Here is a 25,877-nt window from a genome sequence, read left to right as displayed (position 1 = left end):
AAAAATGGCCGTGAGCGCACCATGACCCTGACCCCCGACCTCTCCGCTGTGTCAGACGCACCGCGCAAGAGTCGTAAGAACAACCCGGAAAAGACCCGCGAAAACATCCTGCAGGAAGCGATCGTCGAGTTTGTCCAGCAGGGCCTGTCCGGCGCTCGCGTGGATGCCATTGCCGAACGCATCCACACCTCCAAACGCATGATTTATTACTACTTCGGCAGCAAGGAGCAGTTATACGTCGAGGTGCTGGAGAAGCTCTACGGCGACATTCGCAATACTGAAACCCGCATGAACCTCACCGCCCTGGAACCGCGCGAAGCGATTCGTCGGTTGGTGGAATTCACCTTTGATCACCATGACCAGAACGTGGATTTCGTGCGCATCGTCTGCATCGAAAACATCAACAACGCCGAATACGTGAAGCGTTCGGATTCGATCAAGGCGATGAACAGCAATATTCTCGAAGCGCTTGGCGCCACCTTGCAGCGCGGCGTTGAGATGGGCGTGTTCCGCCAAGGGCTGGACCCGTTGGACGTGCACCTGCTGATCAACTCGTTCAGCTTTTACCGAGTGTCCAACCGCCATACGTTCAGTGAGATCTTTCAGATCGGGTTGTCGGACGAGGCGGTTAAACAGCGGCATCGGGAGATGATTTGTGAAGCGGTGATGCGTTACCTGCAAGCCTAAATCCTGTGGGAGCTGGCTTGCCTGCGATGACGGTGTGTCAGCCACATCAATATTGACTGTTCAAGCGCTATCGCAGGCAAGCCAGCTCCCACATTTCTTGGATTGGGTTTCGGCAGTCAGGTATTCATGCTCTGGAAGTGCGCCAACATCCTCTGCGCATCCGGCCTCTCACCACTGAACAGCTCAAACGCTTTTACCGCCTGAAACACCGCCATGTTGCCGCCATCCAGCGTGCGGCAGCCCAAGGCGCGGGCATCGCGTAGCAGCTCGGTTTCCAGCGGGAAATACACGATTTCTGCGACCCATAATGCCGCCCGCAACAGATGGGCAGGCACCGGCGTGCCGGGCAGCTTGGCCATGCCCATCGGCGTGGTGTTGACCAGCCCATCGGCCTCGGCCATGGCGCTTTCCAGGTGGTTGCCGACCTGCGCGCGCCCGGCGCCGAAACGCTGGGCAAGGTTATCCACCAGGTCCCGAGCGCGGGTCACGTCCACGTCGAAAATGCTCAGGTGGTGCACGCCCTCGGCCAGCAGCGCGTGGGCCACCGCCGCGCCCGCACCGCCGGCACCCATCTGCACGACATGCTGGCGCGCGACGTCATTCAAATTGCGTCGGAATCCTTCGGCGAAGCCCAGGCAGTCGGTGTTGTGGCCGATGCGTTTGCCGTTCTTGAACACCACGGTGTTGACCGCGCCAATGCCCCTGGCTTCGTCGGACAATTCGTCGAGCAACGGCAGAATCGCCTGTTTGCACGGGTAGGTAATGTTCAAACCGGTGAACTGCATCCTCTCGGCGGCGTGCAGCAGGTCGGGCAGGGCATCAATATTCAGTTGCAGCGGTTCCAGGTCGATCAGGCGATACAGGTAGCGCAAGCCCTGGGCATCACCTTCCTGCTCATGCAGGGCAGGCGTGCGGGAGGCTTGGATACCTGCGCCGATCAGGCCGGCGAGGATGCGCGGTTTCATAGGCCTCACCCTTTCAACGTGTGGCTGAAGTGTTCCAGGGCCAGGTGGTAACCATGGCTGCCGAACCCGGCGAGCACCGCCTTGGCAATGGGCGACACAAACGAGTGATGCCGAAACGCCTCACGCGCGTGCACGTTGGATAAATGCACCTCGATCACCGGCACTTCGCTGGCCACCAGTGCGTCGCGAATCGCTACCGAGGTGTGGGTCCAGGCTGCCGGGTTGATCACAATGCCGGCGCAACGGGCGCGGGCGCCGTGGATCCAGTCGAGCAGTTCGCCTTCGTGGTTGGTCTGGCGGAATTCGATTTTCAGCCCGAGTTTTTCCGCGCTGCGCCCGCACAGGGCGGCGATGTCGGCCAGGGTTTCATGGCCGTAGGTGGCGGGCTCGCGGGTGCCGAGCAGGTTGAGATTGGGGCCGTTGAGCACCAGCACGATGGGCGGCATTTTGGGGTATCTCCACAGTTATTATTGGTTGTGGAGATAAAATGTACTGGATGGTTAATTTGGTCAATTGACGGCGGCGGATCTGTTCGATTATCGAACCGTAAATCAGCGCGCGGGAGTTTTCGGTGGTCGGCGACCGCCCTTGCCAATGGCGGTCGCACGCGTGTGAGACGGGTTACCGGCGGGTCAGCAATACGCCGGATTCCATATGGTGCGTCCATGGAAACTGGTCAAACATCGCACACTGGGTAATCCGGTGCGTGTCATGCAGTTGCGCAATGTTCGCCGCCAACGTCTCCGGGTTGCAGGAGATGTAGAGGATGTTGTCAAAGCGCCGCGTCAGCTCGCAGGTGTCCGGGTCCATGCCGGCGCGTGGCGGGTCGACGAACACGCTGCCGAATTCGTAGCTTTTCAGGTCGATGCCATGCAGGCGGCGGAACGGGCGCACTTCGTTGAGCGCCTCGGTGAGTTCTTCAGCCGACAGGCGCACCAGGGTGACGTTATCCACCGCGTTTTCATCGAGGTTGCTCAACGCCGCATTCACTGAGGTCTTGCTGATTTCGGTCGCCAGCACTTTACGCACACGGGTCGCCAGCGGCAGGGTGAAGTTGCCGTTGCCGCAGTACAGCTCCAGCAAATCATCCGGGCGATCGCCCAAGGCTTCATACGCCCAGTTGAGCATCTTCTGGTTCACCGTGCCGTTGGGCTGAGTGAATGCGCCTTCGGGTTGGCGATAGCTGAACGTGCGCCCGCCGACGTCGAGTTTTTCCACCACGTAGTCGTGGCCGATCACATCACGTTTGCCCTTGGAGCGGCCGATGATGCTGACATTCAAGTCGGCAGCGAGTTGGTTGGCGGCCGCGTGCCAATGCTCGTCCAGCGGGCGGTGGTAGCACAGGGTGATCATCGCGTCGCCGGCCAGGGTAGTGAGGAACTCCACTTGGAACAGCTTGTGGCTCAAGGCCGCGCTGGCTTGCCAGGCGGCCTTGAGTTGCGGCATCAACTGGTTGATGCGCTGGCTGGCAATCGGGAATGCTTCGATCAGAATCGGCGTGCGCTTGTCGTCCTGGGAAAACATCGCGTAGTGGCGCTCGCCGCCTTCGCGCCACAGGCGGAACTCCGCACGCAAGCGGAAGTTCTGCAGCGGCGAATCGAAGACCTGTGGCTCGGGGGCGTCGAACGGTGCCAGCAGGTCACGCAAGCGCGTGACCTTGTCTTGCAGTTGAGCGGTGTAGCTTGCGGCGTCAAAAGTCATGCGTTGAACCAGCCCAGCTTGATCACAAACAGAATCGACAGGATCACCAGTGCCGGGTTCAGCTCACGGTAGCGGCCCGAAAGCAGCTTGATGGCGGTCCAGGCGATGAAACCGAAGGCGATGCCGTTGGCGATGGAGTAAGTGAAGGGCATCGCCAGGGCGGTGATCACCACCGGCGCTGCAACCGTAATGTCATCCCAGTCGATTTCGGCCAGGCCCGAGGTCATCAGCACGGCCACGAACAACAACGCAGGCGCGGTGGCGAAGGCCGGAACGCTGGCCGCCAGTGGCGAGAAAAACAGCGCCAGCAGGAACAGGATCGCGACCACGATGGCGGTCAAACCGGTACGGCCACCGGCGCTCACGCCTGCAGCGGACTCGATGTAGCTGGTGGTGGTCGACGTACCCAGCAGCGAACCGGCCATGGCCGCGGTGCTGTCGGCGATCAGCGCACGGCCCATTTTTGGCATGTGGCCGTCCTTGCCCATCAGGCCGGCGCGCTTGGCGACGCCGATCAGGGTGCCGGAGTTGTCGAACAGGTCAACGAACAGGAACGCGAAGATCACGCTGACCAGGCCGATATCCAGCGCGCCTTTGATATCCAGCTGCAGGAAGGTCGGGGCCAGGGACGGTGGCATCGAGATCACGCCGCCGAACGGGGTGACATTCAACAGGATCGAGACAATGGTCACGGCCAGAATGCCGATCAGCACTGCACCGCGTACGGCCAGGGCTTCCAGCGCAACGATGAGGATAAAACCAAAGGTGGCCAGGATAGGCGCCGGTTGTTTCAGGTCGCCCAGGCCCACCAGGGTGTTCGGGTTGCCGACCACGATACCAGCGTTGTGCAGGGCGATCAGCGCCAGGAACAGGCCGATACCGGCGGCAATCGCCGAGCGCAGGGGCAAGGGGATGCTGTTGATGATCCACTCACGGATGCGGAAGATCGACAGCAGGAAGAACAGCACCGCCGAAATGAACACCGCGCCCAGCGCCACTTGCCAGGTGTGGCCCATGTGCAGCACCACGGTGTAGGTAAAGAAGGCGTTGAGGCCCATGCCCGGCGCCAGTGCGATCGGGTAGTTGGCGATCAGGCCCATCACGGTCGAACCGATGGCGGCGGCCAGGCAGGTCGCGACAAACACCGCGCCCTTGTCCATGCCGGTCTCGCCAAGGATGCTCGGGTTCACGAACAGAATGTAGGCCATGGCCAGAAAGGTCGTGATCCCCGCAAGAATCTCGGTGCGCACGTTGGTGTTGTGTGCTTTGAGTTGAAACAGCTTTTCCAGCATGCCGGCTCCCTGTGACGCTATTTTGCGTCGTTATTTGTTGACCTCTAAGTCAAAGCACAAACTGCGCCAAGCGCCTGTGGTTTCAGAGAGGATCGGAAAAAGCGGCGCATCATACCAGCAGCCGAAGGCCAATGGCGCATAGGCTTGGTTTTGTGGGTGGATGGCCTTGAGGCATACTGCGCCGACGTTTAATCCAGAGTCGTCAACAGCATGAAAAAAGCCAACGCCAGCAGTCTAGCTCTGTTCGCCATAATCGGCCTGGGGCTGGCGGCACCGGCTTGGGGCGCGACTGCACCGGCATTGAGCGAGGTGCGCGTGTTCAAAGTGGAATCTGCCGGTTGCGCTGAAACCATCCCGGAGCGCGCGACCAGCACGCAGATGTGCACCCATCGCGGGCCAACCAAGGTGTCGGTGATGGAAGTCGGCCTGGGCAAAAGCCCGATGGGCCGTTTCGATGGCGCAGAGTTGAACGGGCAACGCTCGCCGATATGCCAGGTCGGCAACATCAGCCAGGCCTGTCATGGCGTGGGCACGGTGATGGGCTACATCTATGTGTTTGACCTGAACGTCCAGGCCCCTGGCTGGTTCGAGTACAGCAATTCTTCGATCAACGGCTCGCAAACCCCGCTGACGACGATGTTCAACATCCGCTGATCAATCCTCTTGAACGCTCAATACCCCGGGAAGTCGTACCCCTGAGACGGCGACTTTCCTGAACGCCGCGGATATACCCCAACCCGTGAGGTGTTTATGAGCGCAACCCCCAATGGCGCGGCGGCCAGACCGTTCGTCAGCCACCCGATTCGTCTGACCCTGAACGGCCAGGACTGCCAACTTGATGTGTTGCCCTGGACCACCTTGCTGGACCTGCTGCGCGAACAGTTGGACCTGGTCGGCAGTAAAAAAGGCTGCGACCACGGCCAATGCGGTGCCTGCACAGTGTTGCGCGACGGTAAACGCGTAAACGCCTGCCTGACCCTGGCGGTGATGTGCGATGGCGCCGAGTTGACCACCATCGAAGGCCTGGCCGACGGCGACGTGTTGCACCCGATGCAGCAGGCGTTTATCAAGCATGACGCCTTTCAGTGCGGCTACTGCACCCCAGGGCAGATCTGCTCCGCCGTGGGCCTGGCCAATGAAGGCCGCGCCCACGACACCGCGCAGATCCAGGAGCTGATGAGCGGCAACCTGTGCCGCTGCGGCGCCTACAGCAACATCCGTGATGCCATCGAAGACGCCTTGCCGGCCTGCCGTGCTCAGGGAGGTGAGCAATGAACCCTTTCCAGTACAGCAAGCCAGCCGATGTGCACGAGGCCGTGCACATGAGCAGCGCGGCTTCACGCTTTATCGCCGGTGGCACCAACCTGCTGGACCTGATGAAAGAAAACATCAGCCGCCCCGAGCACTTGATCGATATCACCGGCCTGCCGCTGCAGGGCGTTGAAGAAACCGCCAGTGGCGGCGTGATGATTGGCGCGTTGGTGAGCAACGCCGACCTGGCCTGGCACCCCGTGATCGAGGCGCGTTACCCACTGCTGTCCCAGGCCATCCTGGCCGGAGCCTCGCCGCAGTTGCGCAACATGGCCAGCACCGGCGGCAACTTGTTGCAGCGCACCCGCTGCTACTACTTCTATGACGCCAGCGTGCCCTGCAACAAGCGCGAACCCGGTAGCGGCTGCCCGGCGCGCACCGGCTTGAACCGTATCCACGCGATCCTCGGCGCCAGCGAACACTGCGTGGCCACGCACCCGTCGGACATGTGCGTCGCCTTGGCGGCGCTGGACGCGCGGGTGCATGTCGAAGGCCGCGCAGGTGCGCGGGTCATCGAATTTGCTGACTTCCATCGACTGCCCGGCGATACGCCGCAGCGCGACAACCTGCTGGCCGACGATGAGTTGATTACCGCCATCGAGCTGCCCGCCAACCAGCTGGCCAGTCACAGTCATTACCTGAAAATCCGCGACCGCGCCTCTTACGCGTTTGCCCTGGTCTCCGTGGCTGCCGCCCTCGAACTGGACGGCGACCAAATCATCGACGCCCGCGTTGCGCTTGGTGGCGTGGCGCACAAGCCTTGGCGTGACCGCGCGGTGGAAGCCTCGCTGATTGGCCAGACGGTCAGCCGCGAAACCTTCAGCAACGCCGCCGACGCCTTGCTGCAAGACGCCGTACCGCTGGAACACAACGGCTTCAAGATCAAGCTGGCGCGCCGTGCAATTATTCGCGCCCTGAGCGACGCCGCAGTCGCAGGAGAACGCCCATGACCGCTATCGGCAAACCTCTGGACCGCGTCGACGGTCTGCTCAAGGTCACCGGCCAGGCGCGCTATGCCGGCGAGTTTCCAGGCAATGACTTGCTGCACGGCAGTGTGGTCTCCAGCACCATCGCCAAGGGCCGGGTTATCAAGATCGATGCCTCAAAGGCCCTGGCGCTGCCGGGCGTGGTCATGGTGCTGGATCACCACAATCGCCCCAAGCTTGCCAGCTACGATGACGCGTTCGCCGACGACGATGCGGCGGATGGCTCGCCGTTTCGCCCGCTCTACAACGACCGCGTCCTTTATAGCGGCCAGCCCTTGGCGCTGGTGATTGCCGACAACCTGGAGCTGGCGCGACACGCCGGTTCTCTGGTCGAGATCGAGTACGCAAGCGAAGCCTTTGAAACCGACTTGCTGGCCATGCAGGAGCAGGCGCACCCCTCGCCGCAAACGCCGCCCGCACCCCGCGGCAACTTCCAGGCCGAATGGAGCGCGGCCGCCGTCAGCCTCGACGTGCACTACAGCACGCCCATCGAACACCACAACCCGATGGAACCCCACGCCAGTACGGTGCTGTATCAACCGGACGGCACCCTGCATATCCACGACAAAACCCAGGGCCCGCAGAACTGCCAGGCCTATGTGCAAAAAATCTTCGGCCTGGACAAGAGCCAGGTGAGGATTTTTGCCGCGTTCGTCGGCGGCGCTTTCGGTTCCGGCCTGCGCCCGCAATACCAGTTGCCCCTGGCGGTGATGGCGTCCTTGGCGCTCAAGCGTTCGGTGCGCGTCACCCTGACGCGTCAACAGATGTTCACCTTTGGCTACCGACCGCGCACCTTGCAGCGGTTGCAGATGGGCGCCGCCGCCAACGGTCGGCTGCTGGCGTTGGGGCACACTGCGATTGGCCAGACCTCACGCTTTGAAGACTTCAGCGAGCACGTGGTGGAATGGAGCGGCATGCTCTACCACTGCGACAACGTGCAACTGACCTACAACCTGGTGCCGCTGGATGTGTACACGCCGCTGGACATGCGCGCGCCAGGCGCCGCGCTGGGCGTGATCGGCCTGGAGTGCGCCATGGACGAACTGGCCTGCGCCTTGGGCATGGACCCGGTGCAATTGCGCTTGATCAACTACGCCGAGCGCAACCAGAACGAAGACAAACCCTGGTCGAGCAAAGCCCTGCGCGAGTGCTACAGCGAAGGCGCCGAACGCTTCGGTTGGGGCCAGCGCAACCCGGAGCCACGCAGCATGCGTGACGGCAACCAGTTGATCGGCTGGGGCATGGCCGGTGGTGTGTGGGAAGCCATGCAGATGAAGGCCAGCGCCAAGGCGAGCATCGACGCTGAAGGCAAATTGACAGTAAGCAGCGCCACCACCGATATCGGCACCGGCACTTACACGGTGATGACCCAGATTGCCGCGCAGGCCAGTGGTGTGGCGATGGGCGATATCCAGTTTTTGCTGGGGGATTCGTCCTTGCCCACCGCGCCTTTGCAGGGCGGCTCGTTTACCGTGTCGTCCGTCGGCACCGCCGTGCAACAGGCATGCGAAGCGCTGAACGCCAAACTGCTGAAGGTTGCCCGCCAGACGTATCCGGTGTTCAAGGACGCCGAGTCCGTGCGCTTTGAAGACGGCCAATTGCACACAGGCGATGTGAGTGTGTCGTTGGCCCAACTGGTTAAAGACAGCGGTGAGGACGCGCTGCAAGTGCAGGTCGACAGCGAGCCCGACAAAAAACGCGAGGGCTACGCCACGGCCACTCACTCGGCGGTATTTGTGGAAGTGCGGGTCGATGAAGACCTGGGCACCATCAAGGTCAGCCGCGTGGTCAGCGCGATTGCCGCCGGTCGCGTGGTCAATCCGAAGATGGCCCGCAGCCAGATCCTCGGCGGCGTGGTGTGGGGCATTGGCATGGCGCTGCATGAAGAGACGCAGATCGACCATCACCTGGGGCGCTACATGAACCACAGCCTGGCCGAGTACCACATCCCGGTGAATGCCGACATTGGCGAGATTGACGTGATCTTTGTCGAAGAACACGACGACGTCGTCAATGCTTTGGGCTCCAAGGGCGTGGGGGAAATCGGCATTGTCGGGGTGGCGGCGGCGGTGGCGAATGCGATTTATCACGCTACCGGCAAACGGGTACGCGACTTCCCTATCACCCTGGATAAGGTGCTCTAGCACGCACCTCAAAACCACTGTGGGAGCGTGCTTGCCCGCGAAATCGGAGCGTCAGTCAGTGAATGTATCGACTGACGCACCGCATTCGCGAGCAAGCCCGCTCCCACATTTTTTTGTAGTCCTGCACCCAGTCAGGCGGCGGTGCTCAGACCTTCGCCGCTTCAGCCTTCGGCTCTTCCACCGGCACATGCATCCGGTCGCGATTGGCCAGGGTTGGGAACAGTTTTATCCACACCCCGGTTACCAGCAGCGTGCCGATCCCGCCCATGACCACGGCGGGCACGGTGCCGAACCAGTGGGCGGTGATCCCCGATTCGAACTCGCCCAGTTGATTGGACGCGCCGATAAACAGGCCGTTGACCGCACTGACGCGGCCGCGCATTTCATCCGGCGTTTCCAGTTGCACGAACGACGCGCGGATCACCATGCTGATCATGTCCGCCGCGCCCAGCACCACCAGCACCGCCAGGGAAAACCAGAACGACGTCGACAGGCCGAACGCGATGGTCGCCACGCCAAACACGCCGACGGCAGTAAACATCACGCGCCCGACATGCCGGTCCACCGAGAACCGCGCCAGCCACAACGACATCAACAACGCACCCACCGCCGGTGCCGAGCGCAGCAGGCCCAGGCCCCAGGCGCCGGTCAGCAGGATGTCCTTGGCAAACACCGGCAGCAACGCGGTGGCACCGCCCAGCAGCACGGCGAACAGGTCCAGAGAGATGGCGCCGAGGATGTCCGGGCGGCTGCGGATAAAGCGAATCCCGGCCAGCAGCGAGTCCATGGTGGCCTTGGCTTTGTTCAGCGGGGTCTGGCGCGCGGGCAGGTTGAGGGTCAGCACGCAGGCGATCAGGTACAGCGCCACTGTCGGGCCATACACCCACACGCTGCCGAATGCGTAGAGCAAACCGCCCAAGGCCGGCGCGACGATGGTTGCCAGTTGCTGCGCCGATTGCGACGAGGCCACGGCCCGCGGGAACAGCGCGCTGGGCACGATGCTTGGCAGCAGCGCCTGGGTGGTCGGCATTTCAAACGAACGCGCGGCGCCCAGCAGGAAGGCGAGGATAAAGATCATCTCGCGCGTCACGTTGCCGGTCAGGCCGCCGATGGCCAGGGACAAGGCAATCAGCGCCTGCACGGTCTGGCAGGTGGCGGCGACCTTGCGCCGCTCATAGCGATCGGCCACATGCCCGGTGTGCAGCATGAACAATACGCGCGGGATGAATTCCACCAGGCCGACCAAGCCCAGGTCCAGCACGTTGCCGGTCAGTTGGTAGAGGTTCCAGCCGATGGCCACGGTGAGCATCTGGAAACCGCTGGCGGTGAAAATCCGAGCCAGCCAGAACGCGATGAAAGGGCGATGGTGACGCAACAGCAACGCAGGTTCACTCGTAGGCATCGGAATTCAGGTCGGGAGCAGAGGGAACGGCGAGATTAGCATCATGCTGTAACAAATAGTTGCAAGGGTTTGCTGTGCACCGGCATGAGGCAAGCTGTCACGCGGCAAAAGACCACGCCGTCCTACAGCGAAAATGGGACTACTCTTTGAGCAATGCTTGATCCAGATCAAAACCGGCCCCGGGATTGTTCTGGAGGCCGAAAGGCCCGATTCCCTACGTGGTTGGTTAAAAAAAGAAACGAATTGAAATTCGCCACACTCCATATCCGTGGGGGCAGTGGGTGCAGGCTTCCAGCCAGCAGCCGGTATTACCTGACAGAGGAAGACTTATGTTCGGTTTGGAGGCGCTAGATCTCGCCCGAATTCAATTCGCATTCACTATCTCGTTCCACATCCTGTTCCCGGCGATCACCATCGGCCTGGCCAGTTACCTTGCGGTGCTGGAAGGTTTGTGGCTCAAGACCCATAACGACACCTACCGTGACCTCTACCATTTCTGGTCGAAGATCTTTGCCGTCAACTTCGGCATGGGCGTGGTCTCGGGCCTGGTCATGGCCTACCAGTTCGGCACCAACTGGAGCCGCTTCTCGGACTTCGCCGGCGCGGTAACCGGGCCATTGCTGACGTACGAGGTGCTCACGGCCTTCTTCCTGGAGGCGGGTTTCCTCGGCGTGATGCTGTTCGGCTGGAACAAGGTGGGGCGCAAGCTGCACTTCTTTGCCACGGTGATGGTGGCCGTCGGTACGTTGATTTCGACCTTCTGGATTCTTGCGTCCAACAGCTGGATGCAGACCCCGCAAGGCTTTGAAATCGTCGACGGCCGCGTGATTCCTACCGACTGGCTGGCGGTGATCTTCAACCCGTCCTTCCCGTACCGGCTGATGCACATGGCCACGGCGGCCTTTGTGGCCACGGCGTTCTTCGTCGGTTCGTCGGCGGCCTGGCACCTGCTGCGCGGCAAGGACAACCCTGCGATCCGCACCATGCTCTCGATGGCAATGTGGATGGCGCTGATCGTGGCGCCTATCCAGGCGGTGATCGGTGACTTCCACGGCCTGAACACCCTCAAGCACCAGCCGGCGAAGATCGCCGCGATTGAAGGCCACTGGGAAAATATCGGCAACGAGCCGACGCCGCTGATCCTGTTCGGCCTGCCCGACATGAAGGCCGAAAAAACCAAGTACGCGGTCGAAATTCCTTACCTGGGCAGCCTGATCCTGACGCACTCCCTGGATAAACAGGTGCCGGCGCTCAAGGAGTTCCCGCCTGAAGACCGTCCCAACTCGACCATTGTGTTCTGGTCGTTCCGGGTCATGGTTGGCCTGGGCTTCCTGATGATATTCACCGGCCTGTTCAGCCTCTGGCTGCGCCGGGGCGACAAGATGTACACCTCCAGGCCGTTCCTGTACCTGGCGCTGTGGATGGGCCCGTCCGGCCTGATCGCGATTCTCGCCGGCTGGTTCACCACCGAAATCGGCCGCCAGCCGTGGGTGGTCTACGGCCTGATGCGCACGGCGGATGCGTCCTCCGGGCATAGCCTGGCGCAGATGACGATCACCCTGGTGCTGTTCGTGGTGGTGTACTTCGCGCTGTTCGGCGCAGGGCTGGGCTACATGATGCGCCTGGTGCGCAAAGGGCCGCAGACCCACGAAGGCAGCGAGCCAACCCATGGTGGCCCTGGCCAGAAACGCACGCCGGCCCGTCCGTTGTCCGCCGCCGATGATGGCAGCGATGACGACCACGCCCACATTCAGCACAAGGGGAATTGAGATGGGTATTGATCTTCCGCTGATCTGGGCCGTGATCATCATCTTCGGCATCATGATGTACGTGGTCATGGACGGCTTCGACCTGGGTATCGGCATCCTCTTTCCGTTCATTCCCGGCAAAGTCGACCGTGACGTGATGATGAACACGGTTGCCCCGGTGTGGGACGGCAACGAAACCTGGCTGGTGCTGGGCGGCGCGGCGTTGTTCGGCGCGTTCCCGCTGGCCTACTCGGTGGTGCTGTCGGCGCTTTACCTGCCACTGATCCTGATGTTGATCGGGCTGATCTTCCGTGGCGTGGCCTTCGAGTTCCGTTTCAAGGCCAAGGACGACAAGCGCCACTTGTGGGACAAGGCGTTTATCGGCGGTTCCATTGCGGCGACTTTCTTCCAGGGTGTGGCGTTGGGGGCATTCATTGATGGCATTCCGGTGGTCGACCGCCAGTTTGCCGGGGGCTCGCTGGATTGGCTCACGCCGTTCACGATGTTCTGCGGCGTTGCGCTGGTCATCGCGTATGCCTTGCTCGGCTGCACCTGGCTGATCATGAAGACCGAGGGCAAGTTGCAGGAGCAGATGCACAACCTGGCGCGGCCATTGGCGTTCGTGGTGTTGGCGGTAATCGGCGTTGTCAGCTTGTGGACACCTCTGGCGCACCCGGAAATCGCCTCGCGCTGGTTCACCCTGCCGAACCTGTTCTGGTTCCTGCCGGTGCCGATTCTGGTACTGGTGACCATGTACGGCTTGATCCGCGCGGTGGCGCGAAATGCGCACTACACGCCGTTCCTGCTGACGCTGGTGCTGATCTTCCTCGGCTACAGCGGCCTGGGTATCAGCCTGTGGCCGAACATCATTCCGCCGTCGGTCTCCATCTGGGACGCCGCTGCACCGCCGCAAAGCCAGGGCTTCATGCTGGTGGGCACGTTGTTCATCATCCCGTTCATCCTGGGCTACACCTTCTGGAGCTACTACGTGTTCCGCGGCAAGGTCACCCACGAAGACGGCTATCACTAGGAGGGTCGTTTCATGTCCGGCAAACCTTCGTTGCACGAGATCGAACAGGCCGAGAAACAGCCGTTGTGGCGGCGCCTGGGGTGGCTGGCGATGATCTGGACCGGCAGCGTGCTGGCCCTGTTTGTCGTGGCCAGCCTGATGCGCATGTTCATGAGCGCGGCCGGCCTGACCACCCACTGACATCCCAATCCGGGCCTCGCGGCCCGGCTTTTCAGCCCTGCCACTCGCAAGAGCGGCAGGGTTTTTTTTATTTGCGCGCTTTGAGAATCACAAACTTCGGCGTGGCCGCGACTTGCTCGACGCCACGGAACAGCTTCGCCAATTTGCTGTGATAGCCCAAATGGCGGTTGCCGACGATATACAGCGCGCCACCAACGACCAGGGCGTCACGCGCCTGCTGGAACATGCGCCAGGCAAGGAAGTCACCGACCACCTGCTGTTGGTGGAAGGGCGGATTGCACAGCACCACGTCCAGCGACTGCGGCGCCTGGCCGGCCAGGCCGTCGTCGGCGCGCAGGGCGACCTCGCGAGCGCCCAGGGCGGCCTGCCAGTTCTCGGCCGCCGATTGCACGGCCATGTAGGACTCATCCACCAGCGTGTAGTGCGCGTCTGGGTTTTGCAGGGCGCTGGCGATCGCCAGTACACCGTTGCCGCAACCCAGGTCGGCCACGCGGGCGCTGCCGAGGTTGTTCGGCAGGTGCGGGAGGAAAGCGCGGGTGCCGATGTCCAGGCCTTCGCGGCAGAACACGTTGGCGTGGTTGAGCAATTCGATGGCCGGTGCGTCCAGGGTGTAGCGGGTAGGGTAGGGCGACACGGCGGTTGGGCGAGCCTCTGCGGTGGCGATCAGCAGCCGGGCTTTTTTGACCGCAAGCGAGGCGTGCATCGGCCCGATGTAGCGCTCCAGCAGTTCACCGGCGGCCCGTGGCAGGTGTTTGATCATCGCCCCGGCGATCACTTCGGCGCCTGGCGCCAGCTGGCCTTGCAGGCGAATCAACTGTTCTTCGAGCAAGGCCAGGGTTTTCGGCACGCGGATCAGCACGCGGTCGAAAGGCCCGGTGGCTACTTGCGAGGCCGGTACAAACGCTACGGCGTCAAACGCCTTGGCGTTGCGCACCAGGTTTTTTTCAAGGCCAAGGGCTGCCAGAAACGAATCGCCACTGGAGGTCACCTGCACCTGGCCTTCGAGGCTGGCCGCCAGGGCACCGAAGCTGTCATTGAGCACCAGCACGCGGGTTGCCGAACTCAGCGACTGTTCGGCCAGGTAGTTGAGCAAGTACTCATCGGCGGCATCAAAGGCCTGCAGCGGGTCATTGTGTTGCTCTGGCTGGCGAATCAGATCGAGCTGGGCGAAGGGGCTGTCAAGCAGGGGCATGGCGGGGGAGGCTCTGGTCATCGATGGGCGTTCGACGGGCGTGGTACCCGGCGTAACCGTCTGAGTGTACGGCGAGGCGGCATTAAAGGCGCAGCTTCAACACTCAGAATTGGCCGTAAATGTTACGTTTTTTTCAGGGGGATTACATGCGGTGTTTCCAGCTTGGCTAAAACCACCCCGCTTTTGAGGCGCGCAGTACAGCTGCGATCTTGTTGGTAACGCCCAGTTTTTTCAGGCAACTGCTGATATGAAAGCCCACCGTACGCTCCGACAGGCACAGAATCGTGGCGATTTCCGAGGCGGTCTTGCCGATGGCTGACCATCTGAGAATTTCTATTTCCCGTGGGGTCAGTTTGCAAGGCGGCGTGATACTCGGTGTGTCGGCATATGTTTGCGCTACAACGGCGTGCATGGCGTGACACAGCCACAGTACCTGGCCTGCTTTCTCGTACAGCTCTTCAGGGCTGACGTTGCCGACACTTCGGGCCAGGGTCAGCATGCTGAACACACCCTGGAAGTCATGCACGGCTTGAGTCCATCCCAGATGCACGCCAAACGATTCGGCCAGCGTCCACAGATGCGGCGCGGTGCTGAACGTTTTTTCATCCCAGACCAGCGGCATTACGCTGCGTTTGCAGTGGGCGACTATGGGGTCCACATCAAAAAAATGCGCTTGGTTATAAAGTGTATTCCATTCATTTGGATAGTTGTTTAATCGAATAGGTTTTGTTTGGTTAGCAGGTTGTTGGGAACTCATCGTAAATGAGCAATATTCAAAACCGAGCTGGAAAGTTTGATTGACGATCATCTCGTAAACAGTGGTGATCTTATTCTCGCCTTCCAGTTTTGGGAGTCTCGTGTTGCGCCAGTTAACCATAGGGTGAATCTCCATGGGGTAGGTGTGAGTTGGGTACGTCCTGGCTCCCAATGCGCCACGAACAGGAGTGTAGGATAAAGACTACATATTGAGATGAAAAAGATGTCAGTAAGATCGGCTATTTAAACTGCTTGAACTTGTACAACAACTGGGATTTTGTGAAGGTTAGTTGCTGGATGAAGAAAACTTATTGATTTTAATAGGTTGCGGAAACGGCCGATTCAGGGCTGTTTTTATGAACGCCATCATCTAATGGCCTATTGGATGAGGGGCGATAGCTAAATAGTTAGTGTGAGCACGAAATTCCCGACGAAGGTGCAATTGCCTCGAAAACATCAGCGTTTCACTGGCGTTACATTTGCGAATTTCCGAGCAATGAAAATGCCAGTACAAACCACCGGTGTTTCCCAGCGACGCTTTGAGGGACACTAGGGCACCTGTTCAACGGAGCCCCCCATGACGGCCAGTGCTGAGAAATTTACCCGCCAGACCTTGCTCGACGTGCAATCGCTGACCCCCAGCCTGTTTACCTTGCGTACCACTCGCGACCCGGGTTTTCGGTTTACCGCCGGCCAGTTCGTGCGCCTGGGGGTGAACACGGCGGATGGCAGCACCGTGTGGCGCGCTTATTCAATCTTGTCCTCACCGTTCGACGAGCACCTCGACTTCTTCTCCATTGTCGTTCCGGGTGGCGAGTTCACCAGTCAATTGAGCCGCCTGCGAGTGGGCGACACCTTGATGGTCGAGCGCCAGGCCACAGGCTTTCTGACGCTGAACCGATTTGTGGACGGGCGAGATTTGTGGCTGCTGGGCACTGGCACAGGCGTGGCGCCGTTCCTGTCGATCCTGCAGGACTTCGAGGTGTGGGAGAAATTCGAGCGCATTGTCCTGGTGTACAGCGCCCGCGAGGCCAAGGAGCTTGCGTATCAGGAACTGATCCACGCGCTGGGCGAGCGTGAGTACCTGGCCGAGTATGCGCACAAGCTGGTCTACATCCCCACCGTCACCCGCGAGCAATACCCTGGCGCCTTGAACGGTCGCATCACCACCTTGATCGAGAATGGCGAACTGGAGCGCTCGGCCGGCGTCGAGTTGACCCCCGAACACTCCCGCGTGCTGATTTGCGGCAACCCGCAGATGGTCGACGACACGCGCCAATTGCTCAAGCAACGCGACATGCAACTGAGCCTGAGCCGGCGCCCGGGCCAGGTGGCAGTGGAGAATTACTGGTAATACGGCGCATAAAAAAGGCGCCTGCAACAGGCGCCTTTTTTGCCAAACCAGTGCCGATTAAAGCGGCTTGTCGTTCTGTGCCTTGAGCAGATCGCGGATCTCGCCCAGCAACACCTCTTCCTTGGTCGGCGTCGGCGGCAGGCTCGGGGCCACAGCCTCTTCACGCTTGAGGCGGTTGATCGCCTTTACGCCCATGAAGATTGCAAACGCGACAATCAGGAAGTCGACCACGCTCTGGATAAACTTGCCGTAGGCCAACACCACCGCGGGGACGTTGCCCTGAGCGGCCTTGAGTGTGATTGCCAAATCGCCGAAGTCCACACCACCGATCAACAGACCGAGAGGCGGCATCACGACGTCGCCTACAAACGAGGAAACAATTTTGCCGAAGGCGGCGCCGATGATGATACCGACGGCCATATCGACCACATTGCCTTTGACCGCGAAGGCCTTGAACTCACTGATCACGCCCATAGGTTATTCCTTGTTACAGATGAGAAGGGTGGAGGTCAGTGTAAGTCAGTCGTAGAGGGCTTGCGCGACACAACCGTTAACACTGTCAGTTTTTATCGACACATTAAAACGCAAATAGTTTGCAAAGTGCCACCAATCGCGCGCGAAATACTCGCTATTTCAGTGGCTTACCATCGTATTTTCTTAATCGTCCCGGTGGGGTTTTTCTATTTATCTTCTGCGTCGCGGGTCACTAGCCTCTGGCAAGCACAACTGAATGTGCACTAGAAAAACCAGAGGAAACCTCGATGAAGAATCCAATCAAGCGCCGCCCGGTTATCGCGCGACACGCGCTGATACTGGCGAGCGCCAGCCTGCTTTCACTCTCCGTACACGCTGCCAACCTGACCCGCGATAACGGCGCGGCGGTGGGCGACAACCAGAACTCGCAAACGGCCGGCGCCAATGGCCCGGTGCTGTTGCAAGACGTGCAACTGATTCAAAAACTGCAACGCTTTGACCGGGAGCGCATTCCCGAGCGCGTGGTGCATGCCCGTGGCACCGGCGCCCACGGCACCTTCACCGTCACTGACGACCTCAGCGACCTGACCAAGGCCAAAGTGTTCGCGGCAGGCGAGGCCACGCCAGTGTTCGTGCGCTTCTCGGCCGTGGTGCACGGCAACCACTCCCCGGAAACCCTGCGCGATCCACGCGGCTTTGCCACCAAGTTCTATACCGCCGAAGGTAACTGGGACCTGGTCGGCAATAACTTCCCGACGTTCTTTATCCGCGACGCTATCAAGTTCCCGGACATGGTTCATGCGTTCAAACCCGACCCACGCACTAACCTGGATGACGATTCCCGCCGTTTCGACTTCTTCTCCCATGTTCCAGAGTCCACTCGTACACTCACCGAGTTGTACTCCGACTCCGGCACCCCGGCCAGTTATCGGGAAATGGACGGCAACGGCGTACATGCCTACAAGTTGATTAATGCCAAGGGCGAAGTGCACTACGTCAAGTTCCACTGGAAGAGCCTGCAAGGCATCAACAACCTCGATCCCAAGCAAGTCACCGAAGTGCAAGGGCGTGACTACAGCCACATGACCCATGACTTGGTTACCCACATCAACAAGGGTGACTTCCCCAAGTGGGACCTGTATGTGCAAGTGCTCAAGCCTGAGGACTTGGCCAAGTTCGACTTCGACCCGTTGGACGCCACTAAAATCTGGCCGAACGTACCGGAACGCAAAGTCGGGCAGATGGTGCTGAACCGCAACCCGGCGAATGTCTTCCAGGAAACCGAACAAGTGGCCATGGCGCCGGCCAACCTGGTGCCAGGTATCGAGCCTTCTGAAGACCGCCTGCTGCAAGGCCGGGTGTTCTCCTACGCCGACACGCAGATGTACCGCCTGGGCCCGAACGCCCTGCAACTGCCGATCAACGCCCCACGGGTAACCGTTAACAACGGTAACCAGGACGGCGCGATGAATGCAGGCAAAACCACTACCGGCGTGAACTACCAGCCAAGCCGCCTGCTGCCGCGCGAAGAGCCGCAAACCGCGCGCTACAGCCAGTTGGCGCTGTCGGGCAGCACCCAGCAGGCGAAGATCCAGCGTGAGCAGAACTTCAAGCAGGCCGGTGACTTGTACCGCTCGTACAACAAGAAAGAGCGTCAGGACTTGATCGACAACTTTGGCGGCTCGCTGGCCACCACCGATGACGAGAGCAAGCACATCATCCTGTCGTTCCTCTACAAGGCCGACCCGGAGTACGGCACCGGCGTGACCAAGGTCGCCAAGGGTGATTTGGCTCGCGTGAAAGCGCTGGCAGAAAAACTCGCTGACTGACGTTGGTTCCGGTCGGCGCCCTTTTACGGGCGTCGACCCCTGGCAGGAGAACACCCTCATGCGTATTTCGATTGGTTTACTGATGGCGATGCTGGCCTTTGTCGCCCATGCCGAGTCGTCTGACCCGGTCGCGCTCAAGGCGCAGTTGCAGGACTACTATTTCGACGCCGCCCGCCGTGGCGATATCGACATGCTCAACACCTTCATCGAGTCTGGCTACAGCCTCAACACCCAGGACGACAAGGGCTACACCGCGCTGATCCTCGCCGCCTATCACGGCCAGGGCCCTTTCGTGGAGCGCCTGCTCAGCGCCGGCGCCGACGCCTGCGTGCAAGACAAACGCGGCAATACCGCCCTGATGGGCGCCATCTTCAAAGGCGAGCTGAAAATCGCCCAGCGTCTGCTGGCCACCGACTGCAACCCCGACCAACGCAACGGCGCCGGGCAGACCGCGGCCATGTACGCCGGGTTGTTCAAGCGCGTCGAACTGCTCGATGAGCTCAAGGCCAAAGGCGCCGACCTCAACGCTGAAGACCCGATCGGCAACAGCGCTTCACGATTGGCCAGTGGTGAAATCCGGACCCCGGCGCCGCGCTGAGCTATCATCGCGGTTTTTCGGTTGGAGGTTCTCAAATGGCAAAGGCCAAGCGCATGTACGGCTGCACGGAGTGCGGCGCGACCTTTCCCAAGTGGGCCGGCCAATGCACCGAGTGCGGCGCGTGGAACACCCTGACGGAAACCATGATCGAAAGCGGCGGCGCCGCAGCGCCCACCGGTCGTGCCGGCTGGACCGGGCAACAGGCGCAGATCAAGACCCTGGCCGAAGTCAGCGTCGAAGAAATTCCGCGTTTCTCCACCGCGTCCGGTGAGCTCGACCGCGTGCTTGGCGGCGGCCTGGTGGACGGCTCGGTGGTGCTGATCGGCGGCGACCCGGGCATCGGCAAATCGACCATCCTGCTGCAAACCCTGTGCAGCATCGCCAGCCGCATGCCGGCGCTGTACGTCACCGGCGAAGAATCCCAGCAGCAAGTGGCGATGCGCGCCCGCCGCCTGGGCTTGCCCCAGGACCAACTGCGGGTGATGACCGAAACCTGCATCGAAAGCATCATCGCCACGGCGCGCATCGAAAAGCCCAAGGTCATGGTGATCGACTCGATCCAGACGATTTTTACCGAACAGCTGCAATCGGCGCCGGGCGGCGTCTCCCAAGTGCGCGAGAGCGCGGCGCTGCTGGTGCGTTATGCCAAGCAGAGCGGCACGGCGATCTTCCTGGTCGGCCATGTGACCAAAGAAGGTGCGCTGGCCGGTCCGCGGGTACTCGAACACATGGTCGACACCGTGCTGTATTTCGAGGGTGAATCCGATGGCCGTTTGCGGTTGCTGCGAGCGGTGAAGAACCGCTTCGGCGCGGTGAACGAACTGGGCGTGTTTGCCATGACCGACCGTGGGCTTAAAGAAGTCTCCAACCCCTCGGCGATTTTTCTCACACGCGCACAAGAAGAAGTCCCAGGCAGCGTGGTGATGGCAACGTGGGAAGGCACCCGCCCGATGCTGGTGGAAGTGCAGGCGCTGGTGGATGACAGCCATTTGGCCAACCCGCGCCGCGTGACCCTTGGCCTGGACCAGAATCGTCTGGCGATGCTGCTGGCGGTGTTGCACCGTCACGGCGGCATTCCCACCCACGACCAGGACGTGTTTCTCAACGTGGTCGGTGGGGTGAAAGTGCTGGAAACCGCCTCCGACCTGGCGTTGATGGCAGCGGTGATGTCCAGCCTGCGCAATAAACCGTTGCCCCACGATCTGCTGGTGTTTGGTGAGGTCGGCCTGTCGGGCGAGGTACGCCCGGTGCCGAGCGGCCAGGAGCGTCTGAAGGAGGCGGCCAAGCACGGCTTCAAGCGCGCGATTGTGCCCAAGGGCAACGCGCCCAAGGAAATGCCGGCAGGGTTGAAGGTGATCGGTGTAACCCGCCTGGAGCAGGCGCTGGATGCACTGTTCGAATAATTCATGGATCAGTCAGGGATGAGTGCAATGCACAACTCGAACCGCTGGGCAGCCGCTGCCCTGTTCATGGCCTTGGTAGGGTTGCCGATGGGCGCTTTGGCCGAGCCGGCCAAGCTGCCGGTCGGTTACCGATCGGCCCAGACGTTGGCAACGCAAGACGCCAGCGTGTTGCAGGTACTGGAAGACCAGCGCATCAGCGCCCAGTTGCACAAAGACAGCTGGGGCAATGGCCTGGATGAGGAGTCGTTTGACGAGCCCGGTGATCTGGTTGAACACCCGCTGCTCAACGCCCGACTGCGCTTGCTGTCGGCGTCCGGAGAAGTGCTGGCAAGCGAAGAACTCGGCTACCCCTTGGCCCAGGTGGAGAAGGCCCCCATCAAAGGGGTGCCGGAACCTGTGTATTTTTTGACCATCGATCAAACCGCGCCGATGGGCAGCTATAGCGGCCCCGCGACGCACCTGCTGCTGCCGAGCCGGCAGCAACTCACGCCGCTGAATTACAAGGGCGCCGACGCTAAGGTCGAGCCGCTGACCCTGGCCCAGACCGGCAAAGCCGCCTGGCAGATCGCCACGCCAGCCGCCGGCGGTACGGATGAGTTACTGCAGGTCTCGTCCTTTATGGACGGTGACGGCGACGATGATTTCGCAACCCGCTACACGACCTATCGTTTTATCGATAGGCAATGGCAGGCCGTGTCGCGTCAGAAGGCAGGTTATTGGGACACGGAAAGCGACTTCCCCCCGAGTGCCGCGTTTCCCTGACTGTCGCTTTTGCGTGAGAGAGTCACTACCAAAAGATCATTTTCAACGCCAAGGCAATCACGACTACGTTGAAAGCGCTTTCCATCCACTTGTCGCCTTTGTGTAGAGCAAACTTGGCGCCCGCATTGGCGCCAAATAGCGTGCCTATGATCAGGCAACACCCGTACTGCCAATTAATGATTCCGCTGACACCGAATATTATTAACGAGCCGACTGAGAGGATGAGGCCTCCCACCTTACGCGTGCCAATTGACTCACTGATCGTCTTTTTAAAAAATATAATATACAAATAAGTTGATAGCTTGGCCTGCCCGCCGAACAGGCCGCCAATCATGCCGACGGGAATAAACAGGATATAGCCGCAAAAGCGTCTGAGCGAAGAGGGGGCCGTCTTCGGCGAGTGGGGCTTCCTGATGAGTGAAAGCCCCACCAGTAGCAGTGTCAGGCCGCCAATGATTTTATGCAGCAGCGCCGGATCTATTTGCACGAGTAGACTTGCACCGACCAAGGCGCCAGCCAACCCAAGTGCGGCGGCGGGGGCCGCTAACCTGTAATCCACTTTTCCATTGTTATGAAAGTGTCTTAATCCGGCAAACATCGTCCCTACCGAAGCCAGGCGGGCTGTCGCTATCGACGCCTGTGGGGATATTCCGAGCCAGATCATCACCGGCACTGTTAGAAATACACTGCCGCCGGTATTGGTGCCGATAAAACCCGTCATAACACCCAGTACGACCAACCCTGCGCCTATCAGCCACTCATGCTCAATCATATTGAAAGACCTGCATCCCTTATGACGTGCATTAATTGTTATTCGTTCAAGTAGAGGGGGTCTACCCAATGGTAGCAATTGCGGTCCCTGCTATTAGCGGTTAGATGCAGTTTTGCGGTGTGCACAAAGCTATATTCACCAATGATCGGACGACGGCGATCAAAGGTGTCGCCCATCGCTTTTGAAACAAGGCTACTGAGTTTTAATACTTTTTGGCTTTTGCCGCTGCACAATATTGAATTGAAATGAAGATTTGTAATCAGTAGACATGTCTCAGTGATACCGCAGCGTTCGCCGATGCCATTCACGGTGCACGACACAAAGGTAGCGCCTGCTTCGATGGATGCCAGTGTATTGGCCATTGCCAAACCTCTGTCATCATGGAAATGCACTTCTAAGTCAACGTTGGGTAATGCCTGTTTAATCAGCTGAACTGTGGATCGAACCTTGAAAGGCTCACAGATGGGTTTTCAAATCTCTAACAATGCGCCCAGCTCACGCTCCAGTTCTTCCTGATCGCCCAGATTCAGCTCAATCAACCGCCGTAGGTGGCTGATCGAGTCCAGGTCAATGTGTTCGCACACAAAACCCAATTGCCCGTGATCGTCATGGGCCAGCTTCACCTGCATCTTTATATGCGCCTGCGGGTCAAGGCGGATGTCCACGTCGAACAACTCCGTGCGATTGCCCTGCCAGTCATCCGGGCGTTGCACCAGCAAACCTTTGAGCGACACGTCCACCAATTGCACCGGCCAATTCCAGCCGTTCTGCGCAATGGTGGTTCGTGCATCGAAGGCGATACGCCGAAAATGGCGTCGATCGGACGACTGTTCGTTCATGCTCAAATCCTCTGTGGATAGAAGGATTGTAGCCCTGCGCCATCATCTAGCTTTTATTTGTGCTTTTTTTGCCCGTGCAAGGCTCTAGACCAATGTAGGGGGGTGGTCTTTAAAGCCAACAGCGCTAAACTCGGACTCGCTGTCCTTTCTGTCCACCCTGGCTGGAATATAAAAATGAAAAATAATAATAGCCTGCTACGCCACCTACCCTGGCTGGTGCTGGCAATCGTAGGAGCGTGCGCCCTTGGCGTAGTGGCCTTGCGCCGCGGCGAGGCGATCAACGCCTTGTGGATTGTGGTCGCTGCAGTGGCCATCTATCTGGTTGCGTACCGTTACTACAGCCTGTTCATCGCTAACAACGTGATGCAACTCGATCCACGGCGGGCCACCCCCGCAGTGCTTAACAATGACGGTCTGGACTATGTGCCGACCAACAAACACATCCTTTTTGGCCACCACTTTGCGGCGATTGCCGGTGCAGGCCCGCTGGTCGGCCCGGTACTGGCGGCGCAAATGGGCTACCTGCCCGGCACCCTGTGGCTGATTGCCGGCGTGGTGCTGGCCGGTGCAGTGCAAGACTTCATGGTCCTGTTCCTGTCCACCCGTCGCAATGGCCGTTCCCTTGGCGACATGGTTCGCGAAGAGATGGGCCGCATCCCGGGGACCATCGCGCTGTTTGGCTGCTTCCTGATCATGATCATCATCCTCGCGGTGCTGGCGCTGATCGTGGTCAAGGCCCTGGCCGAGAGCCCATGGGGCATCTTCACCGTAATGGCGACCATCCCGATTGCGATGTTCATGGGCGTGTACATGCGCTACATCCGCCCGGGCCGCATTGGTGAAATCTCGGTGATCGGCGTGCTGTTGCTGCTCGGTTCGATCTGGCTGGGCGGGCAGATTGCCGCTGACCCGGTATGGGCCAAGGCGTTCTCCTTCACCGGGATCCAGATCACCTGGATGCTGATCGGCTACGGCTTCGTCGCCGCAGTACTGCCGGTGTGGCTGATCCTGGCGCCGCGTGACTACCTCTCCACCTTCCTCAAAATCGGCACCATCATCGCCCTGGCGATCGGCATCCTGGTCACCATGCCAGAGCTGAAAATGCCGGCGCTGACCCAGTTCATCGACGGCACCGGTCCGGTGTGGAAGGGCGGCCTGTTCCCGTTCCTGTTCATCACCATCGCCTGTGGCGCGGTTTCGGGGTTCCACGCGCTGATTTCCTCGGGCACCACGCCCAAGTTGTTGGATAACGAAGTCAACGCCCGTTACATCGGTTACGGCGCGATGCTGATGGAATCGTTCGTTGCCATCATGGCAATGGTTGCCGCGTCGGTGATCGAGCCTGGCGTGTACTTCGCCATGAACAGCCCGGCCGCCGTGGTCGGTGGTGATGTGATGGCCGTGGCACAAACCGTCAGCAGTTGGGGTTTTGCGATTACGCCGGAAGCGCTGCAAGCAGTGGCCCATGACATTGGCGAAACCACCATCCTGGCACGTGCCGGCGGTGCGCCGACCCTCGCGGTGGGTATCGCGCAGATCCTGCACAGTGTGTTGCCGGGTGAAAACACCATGGCGTTCTGGTACCACTTTGCGATCCTGTTCGAAGCGCTGTTCATCCTGACGGCGGTTGACGCCGGTACCCGTGCCGGTCGCTTCATGCTTCAGGACTTGCTCGGCTCCTTCGTGCCGTCGCTCAAGCGCACCGAATCCTGGACCGCCAACCTCATTGCAACCGCAGGTTGCGTGGCAATGTGGGGTTACCTGCTGTACCAAGGCGTGATCGACCCATTGGGCGGCATCAACACCTTGTGGCCGCTGTTCGGTATCTCTAACCAGATGCTGGCCGGGATCGCGCTGATGCTCGCCACGGTCGTGCTGATCAAAATGAAACGCCAGCGCTACATCTGGGTGACCATGCTGCCGGCGGTCTGGCTGCTGATCTGCACCACCACGGCGGGCTTCATCAAGTTGTTCGACGCGAACCCTGCGATTGGCTTCCTGTCGCTGGCCAAGAAGTACAGCGATGCCCTGGCAGGCGGCCAGATCCTCGCGCCGGCCAAGAACATCGACCAGATGCAACACGTGATCTGGAACGCCTACACCAACGCAACGCTCACGGCGCTGTTCCTGTTCGTGGTGTTCAGCATCCTGTTCTATGCGCTCAAGGTCGGCGTCGCCGCCTGGGGCAACAAAGAACGTACGGATAAAGAAGCCCCGTTCCAGGCGGTTCCGGACGCGTAATCGAGGATTGCAACCATGTTCAATGACATCAGTCGCCTCGGTAAATACCTCGGTCAGGCCGCGCGCCTGATGGTCGGCATGCCCGACTACGACACCTACGTCGAGCATATGCAAACCAAACACCCGGACAAACCGGTGATGGACTACAAGGCGTTCTTCCGGGAGCGCCAGGAAGCCCGTTACGGTGGCAAGGGTGGGCCCAAGTGCTGCT

26 protein-coding genes are annotated in these 25,877 nt (G+C 60.3%); 15 read left to right on the top strand and 11 right to left on the bottom strand.

Annotated elements, in window-relative coordinates; genetic code table 11:
- The first annotated feature begins 21 nt into the window (after positions 1-21).
- Positions 22-687: a TetR/AcrR family transcriptional regulator gene (locus NTD89_RS06005; RefSeq protein ID WP_145162264.1), complete on the top strand. Its 666-nt coding sequence runs from the start codon at positions 22-24 to the stop codon at positions 685-687.
- A 116-nt stretch (positions 688-803) separates the two neighbouring features.
- On the opposite strand, the gene NTD89_RS06000 is transcribed toward NTD89_RS06005, so the two are convergent.
- The 4 genes from NTD89_RS06000 to NTD89_RS05985 all read right to left on the bottom strand — a co-directional run bounded on the left by NTD89_RS06000 (position 804) and on the right by NTD89_RS05985 (position 4,645).
- Entirely contained in the window at positions 804-1,652 is an 849-nt protein-coding gene (locus tag NTD89_RS06000) for a shikimate dehydrogenase (RefSeq protein ID WP_145162261.1), read from the bottom strand.
- Between the two features lie 5 nt (positions 1,653-1,657).
- Positions 1,658-2,098 (bottom strand): type II 3-dehydroquinate dehydratase, encoded by a 441-nt coding sequence (aroQ, locus tag NTD89_RS05995; RefSeq protein WP_145162258.1) that lies wholly within the window; start codon positions 2,096-2,098, stop codon positions 1,658-1,660.
- Positions 2,099-2,273: 175 nt separating this feature from the next.
- A complete protein-coding gene (gene trmA, locus NTD89_RS05990) occupies positions 2,274-3,353 on the bottom strand; it encodes a tRNA (uridine(54)-C5)-methyltransferase TrmA (protein ID WP_262206738.1) in 1,080 nt (359 codons plus the stop codon).
- Complete coding sequence (locus tag NTD89_RS05985; RefSeq protein ID WP_145162251.1) at positions 3,350-4,645, bottom strand: NCS2 family permease; 1,296 nt, start codon at positions 4,643-4,645, stop codon at positions 3,350-3,352. The genes trmA and NTD89_RS05985 overlap by 4 nt, the downstream gene beginning before the upstream one ends.
- 210 nt (positions 4,646-4,855) lie before the next feature.
- Between NTD89_RS05985 and NTD89_RS05980 the strand changes: the two genes are divergently transcribed.
- The 4 genes from NTD89_RS05980 to NTD89_RS05965 all read left to right on the top strand — a co-directional run bounded on the left by NTD89_RS05980 (position 4,856) and on the right by NTD89_RS05965 (position 9,086).
- Positions 4,856-5,299, top strand: coding sequence for a YolA family protein (locus NTD89_RS05980; protein ID WP_262206737.1), 444 nt, complete (start codon positions 4,856-4,858; stop codon positions 5,297-5,299).
- A gap of 96 nt (positions 5,300-5,395) precedes the next feature.
- Positions 5,396-5,920 (top strand): (2Fe-2S)-binding protein, encoded by a 525-nt coding sequence (locus NTD89_RS05975; RefSeq protein ID WP_262206736.1) that lies wholly within the window; start codon positions 5,396-5,398, stop codon positions 5,918-5,920.
- The gene (locus NTD89_RS05970) at positions 5,917-6,906 is read left to right on the top strand and encodes an FAD binding domain-containing protein (RefSeq protein ID WP_242200360.1); all 990 of its coding nucleotides are present in this window, start codon (positions 5,917-5,919) and stop codon (positions 6,904-6,906) included. Before NTD89_RS05975 ends, NTD89_RS05970 begins: the two co-directional genes overlap by 4 nt.
- Positions 6,903-9,086: a xanthine dehydrogenase family protein molybdopterin-binding subunit gene (locus NTD89_RS05965; RefSeq protein ID WP_262206735.1), complete on the top strand. Its 2,184-nt coding sequence runs from the start codon at positions 6,903-6,905 to the stop codon at positions 9,084-9,086. The genes NTD89_RS05970 and NTD89_RS05965 overlap by 4 nt, the downstream gene beginning before the upstream one ends.
- 145 nt (positions 9,087-9,231) lie before the next feature.
- On the opposite strand, the gene NTD89_RS05960 is transcribed toward NTD89_RS05965, so the two are convergent.
- Positions 9,232-10,488: an MFS transporter gene (locus NTD89_RS05960; RefSeq protein ID WP_262206734.1), complete on the bottom strand. Its 1,257-nt coding sequence runs from the start codon at positions 10,486-10,488 to the stop codon at positions 9,232-9,234.
- A 329-nt stretch (positions 10,489-10,817) separates the two neighbouring features.
- Between NTD89_RS05960 and NTD89_RS05955 the strand changes: the two genes are divergently transcribed.
- The 3 genes from NTD89_RS05955 to NTD89_RS05945 are packed head-to-tail and all read left to right on the top strand — an operon-like array spanning position 10,818 to position 13,446.
- The gene (locus NTD89_RS05955) at positions 10,818-12,257 is read left to right on the top strand and encodes a cytochrome ubiquinol oxidase subunit I (RefSeq protein ID WP_106579300.1); all 1,440 of its coding nucleotides are present in this window, start codon (positions 10,818-10,820) and stop codon (positions 12,255-12,257) included.
- Position 12,258: 1 nt separating this feature from the next.
- Positions 12,259-13,266 (top strand): cytochrome d ubiquinol oxidase subunit II, encoded by a 1,008-nt coding sequence (gene cydB, locus NTD89_RS05950; protein ID WP_124418507.1) that lies wholly within the window; start codon positions 12,259-12,261, stop codon positions 13,264-13,266.
- Between the two features lie 12 nt (positions 13,267-13,278).
- Complete coding sequence (locus tag NTD89_RS05945; RefSeq protein ID WP_071489954.1) at positions 13,279-13,446, top strand: DUF2474 domain-containing protein; 168 nt, start codon at positions 13,279-13,281, stop codon at positions 13,444-13,446.
- 67 nt (positions 13,447-13,513) lie between these two features.
- Here the strand turns inward: NTD89_RS05945 and NTD89_RS05940 are convergent, their stop codons facing one another.
- Positions 13,514-14,638, bottom strand: coding sequence for a methyltransferase (locus tag NTD89_RS05940; RefSeq protein WP_262206733.1), 1,125 nt, complete (start codon positions 14,636-14,638; stop codon positions 13,514-13,516).
- A 166-nt stretch (positions 14,639-14,804) separates the two neighbouring features.
- Positions 14,805-15,515, bottom strand: a complete 711-nt coding sequence (locus NTD89_RS05935; RefSeq protein WP_262206732.1) for a helix-turn-helix transcriptional regulator — start codon at positions 15,513-15,515, stop codon at positions 14,805-14,807.
- Between the two features lie 456 nt (positions 15,516-15,971).
- Here NTD89_RS05935 and NTD89_RS05930 point away from each other — a divergent pair, with 456 nt between their 5' ends.
- A complete protein-coding gene (locus tag NTD89_RS05930) occupies positions 15,972-16,748 on the top strand; it encodes a ferredoxin--NADP reductase (protein WP_262206731.1) in 777 nt (258 codons plus the stop codon).
- Between the two features lie 57 nt (positions 16,749-16,805).
- Here the strand turns inward: NTD89_RS05930 and mscL are convergent, their stop codons facing one another.
- Positions 16,806-17,222 carry a large-conductance mechanosensitive channel protein MscL gene (gene mscL / locus NTD89_RS05925; RefSeq protein WP_106579295.1) on the bottom strand — a complete coding sequence of 139 codons (417 nt, stop codon included), beginning with the start codon at positions 17,220-17,222 and terminating at the stop codon, positions 16,806-16,808.
- A 287-nt stretch (positions 17,223-17,509) separates the two neighbouring features.
- On the opposite strand from mscL, the gene katB reads away from it, so the two are divergent.
- Genes katB through NTD89_RS05905 form a run of 4 tightly spaced genes read left to right on the top strand, consistent with a single transcriptional unit; the run spans position 17,510 to position 21,814 of the window.
- A complete protein-coding gene (katB, locus tag NTD89_RS05920) occupies positions 17,510-19,051 on the top strand; it encodes a catalase KatB (RefSeq protein WP_262206730.1) in 1,542 nt (513 codons plus the stop codon).
- A 58-nt stretch (positions 19,052-19,109) separates the two neighbouring features.
- Positions 19,110-19,649, top strand: coding sequence for an ankyrin repeat domain-containing protein (locus NTD89_RS05915; RefSeq protein WP_262206729.1), 540 nt, complete (start codon positions 19,110-19,112; stop codon positions 19,647-19,649).
- A 35-nt stretch (positions 19,650-19,684) separates the two neighbouring features.
- Positions 19,685-21,052 carry a DNA repair protein RadA gene (gene radA / locus NTD89_RS05910; protein WP_017139308.1) on the top strand — a complete coding sequence of 456 codons (1,368 nt, stop codon included), beginning with the start codon at positions 19,685-19,687 and terminating at the stop codon, positions 21,050-21,052.
- Between the two features lie 27 nt (positions 21,053-21,079).
- Positions 21,080-21,814 (top strand): hypothetical protein, encoded by a 735-nt coding sequence (locus tag NTD89_RS05905; RefSeq protein WP_262206728.1) that lies wholly within the window; start codon positions 21,080-21,082, stop codon positions 21,812-21,814.
- Between the two features lie 25 nt (positions 21,815-21,839).
- Here NTD89_RS05905 and NTD89_RS05900 read toward each other — a convergent pair whose 3' ends face one another.
- The 3 genes from NTD89_RS05900 to NTD89_RS05890 are packed head-to-tail and all read right to left on the bottom strand — an operon-like array spanning position 21,840 to position 23,425.
- The gene (locus NTD89_RS05900) at positions 21,840-22,586 is read right to left on the bottom strand and encodes a sulfite exporter TauE/SafE family protein (protein WP_262206727.1); all 747 of its coding nucleotides are present in this window, start codon (positions 22,584-22,586) and stop codon (positions 21,840-21,842) included.
- Between the two features lie 38 nt (positions 22,587-22,624).
- Positions 22,625-23,050, bottom strand: a complete 426-nt coding sequence (locus NTD89_RS05895) for a hypothetical protein (RefSeq protein ID WP_242200445.1) — start codon at positions 23,048-23,050, stop codon at positions 22,625-22,627.
- 6 nt (positions 23,051-23,056) lie between these two features.
- Positions 23,057-23,425, bottom strand: a complete 369-nt coding sequence (locus NTD89_RS05890) for a PilZ domain-containing protein (RefSeq protein ID WP_262206726.1) — start codon at positions 23,423-23,425, stop codon at positions 23,057-23,059.
- Positions 23,426-23,599: 174 nt separating this feature from the next.
- Here NTD89_RS05890 and NTD89_RS05885 point away from each other — a divergent pair, with 174 nt between their 5' ends.
- Both NTD89_RS05885 and NTD89_RS05880 read left to right on the top strand, forming a co-directional pair.
- Positions 23,600-25,666 carry a carbon starvation CstA family protein gene (locus tag NTD89_RS05885; protein WP_106579291.1) on the top strand — a complete coding sequence of 689 codons (2,067 nt, stop codon included), beginning with the start codon at positions 23,600-23,602 and terminating at the stop codon, positions 25,664-25,666.
- A gap of 15 nt (positions 25,667-25,681) precedes the next feature.
- Positions 25,682-25,877: YbdD/YjiX family protein (locus NTD89_RS05880; protein ID WP_003194308.1), on the top strand; the 196-nt coding region annotated here is incomplete at its 3' end.

The sequence above is a fragment of the Pseudomonas sp. 14P_5.3_Bac1 genome (genome assembly GCF_025466135.1).
In the GTDB taxonomy this organism is placed as follows: domain Bacteria; phylum Pseudomonadota; class Gammaproteobacteria; order Pseudomonadales; family Pseudomonadaceae; genus Aquipseudomonas.
This window is presented reverse-complemented; position numbering and strand designations above follow the sequence as displayed.

What these genes read in the sequence shown, in the direction of transcription:
- NTD89_RS06005 (WP_145162264.1), top strand. Translation starts at nt 22, where the DNA reads ATGACCCTGACCCCCGACCTCTCCGCTGTGTCAGACGCACCGCGCAAG.
- NTD89_RS06000 (WP_145162261.1), bottom strand. Translation starts at nt 1,652, where the DNA reads ATGAAACCGCGCATCCTCGCCGGCCTGATCGGCGCAGGTATCCAAGCC.
- aroQ (WP_145162258.1), bottom strand. Translation starts at nt 2,098, where the DNA reads ATGCCGCCCATCGTGCTGGTGCTCAACGGCCCCAATCTCAACCTGCTC.
- trmA (WP_262206738.1), bottom strand. Translation starts at nt 3,353, where the DNA reads ATGACTTTTGACGCCGCAAGCTACACCGCTCAACTGCAAGACAAGGTC.
- NTD89_RS05985 (WP_145162251.1), bottom strand. Translation starts at nt 4,645, where the DNA reads ATGCTGGAAAAGCTGTTTCAACTCAAAGCACACAACACCAACGTGCGC.
- NTD89_RS05980 (WP_262206737.1), top strand. Translation starts at nt 4,856, where the DNA reads ATGAAAAAAGCCAACGCCAGCAGTCTAGCTCTGTTCGCCATAATCGGC.
- NTD89_RS05975 (WP_262206736.1), top strand. Translation starts at nt 5,396, where the DNA reads ATGAGCGCAACCCCCAATGGCGCGGCGGCCAGACCGTTCGTCAGCCAC.
- NTD89_RS05970 (WP_242200360.1), top strand. Translation starts at nt 5,917, where the DNA reads ATGAACCCTTTCCAGTACAGCAAGCCAGCCGATGTGCACGAGGCCGTG.
- NTD89_RS05965 (WP_262206735.1), top strand. Translation starts at nt 6,903, where the DNA reads ATGACCGCTATCGGCAAACCTCTGGACCGCGTCGACGGTCTGCTCAAG.
- NTD89_RS05960 (WP_262206734.1), bottom strand. Translation starts at nt 10,488, where the DNA reads ATGCCTACGAGTGAACCTGCGTTGCTGTTGCGTCACCATCGCCCTTTC.
- NTD89_RS05955 (WP_106579300.1), top strand. Translation starts at nt 10,818, where the DNA reads ATGTTCGGTTTGGAGGCGCTAGATCTCGCCCGAATTCAATTCGCATTC.
- cydB (WP_124418507.1), top strand. Translation starts at nt 12,259, where the DNA reads ATGGGTATTGATCTTCCGCTGATCTGGGCCGTGATCATCATCTTCGGC.
- NTD89_RS05945 (WP_071489954.1), top strand. Translation starts at nt 13,279, where the DNA reads ATGTCCGGCAAACCTTCGTTGCACGAGATCGAACAGGCCGAGAAACAG.
- NTD89_RS05940 (WP_262206733.1), bottom strand. Translation starts at nt 14,638, where the DNA reads ATGCCCCTGCTTGACAGCCCCTTCGCCCAGCTCGATCTGATTCGCCAG.
- NTD89_RS05935 (WP_262206732.1), bottom strand. Translation starts at nt 15,515, where the DNA reads ATGGTTAACTGGCGCAACACGAGACTCCCAAAACTGGAAGGCGAGAAT.
- NTD89_RS05930 (WP_262206731.1), top strand. Translation starts at nt 15,972, where the DNA reads ATGACGGCCAGTGCTGAGAAATTTACCCGCCAGACCTTGCTCGACGTG.
- mscL (WP_106579295.1), bottom strand. Translation starts at nt 17,222, where the DNA reads ATGGGCGTGATCAGTGAGTTCAAGGCCTTCGCGGTCAAAGGCAATGTG.
- katB (WP_262206730.1), top strand. Translation starts at nt 17,510, where the DNA reads ATGAAGAATCCAATCAAGCGCCGCCCGGTTATCGCGCGACACGCGCTG.
- NTD89_RS05915 (WP_262206729.1), top strand. Translation starts at nt 19,110, where the DNA reads ATGCGTATTTCGATTGGTTTACTGATGGCGATGCTGGCCTTTGTCGCC.
- radA (WP_017139308.1), top strand. Translation starts at nt 19,685, where the DNA reads ATGGCAAAGGCCAAGCGCATGTACGGCTGCACGGAGTGCGGCGCGACC.
- NTD89_RS05905 (WP_262206728.1), top strand. Translation starts at nt 21,080, where the DNA reads ATGCACAACTCGAACCGCTGGGCAGCCGCTGCCCTGTTCATGGCCTTG.
- NTD89_RS05900 (WP_262206727.1), bottom strand. Translation starts at nt 22,586, where the DNA reads ATGATTGAGCATGAGTGGCTGATAGGCGCAGGGTTGGTCGTACTGGGT.
- NTD89_RS05890 (WP_262206726.1), bottom strand. Translation starts at nt 23,425, where the DNA reads ATGAACGAACAGTCGTCCGATCGACGCCATTTTCGGCGTATCGCCTTC.
- NTD89_RS05885 (WP_106579291.1), top strand. Translation starts at nt 23,600, where the DNA reads ATGAAAAATAATAATAGCCTGCTACGCCACCTACCCTGGCTGGTGCTG.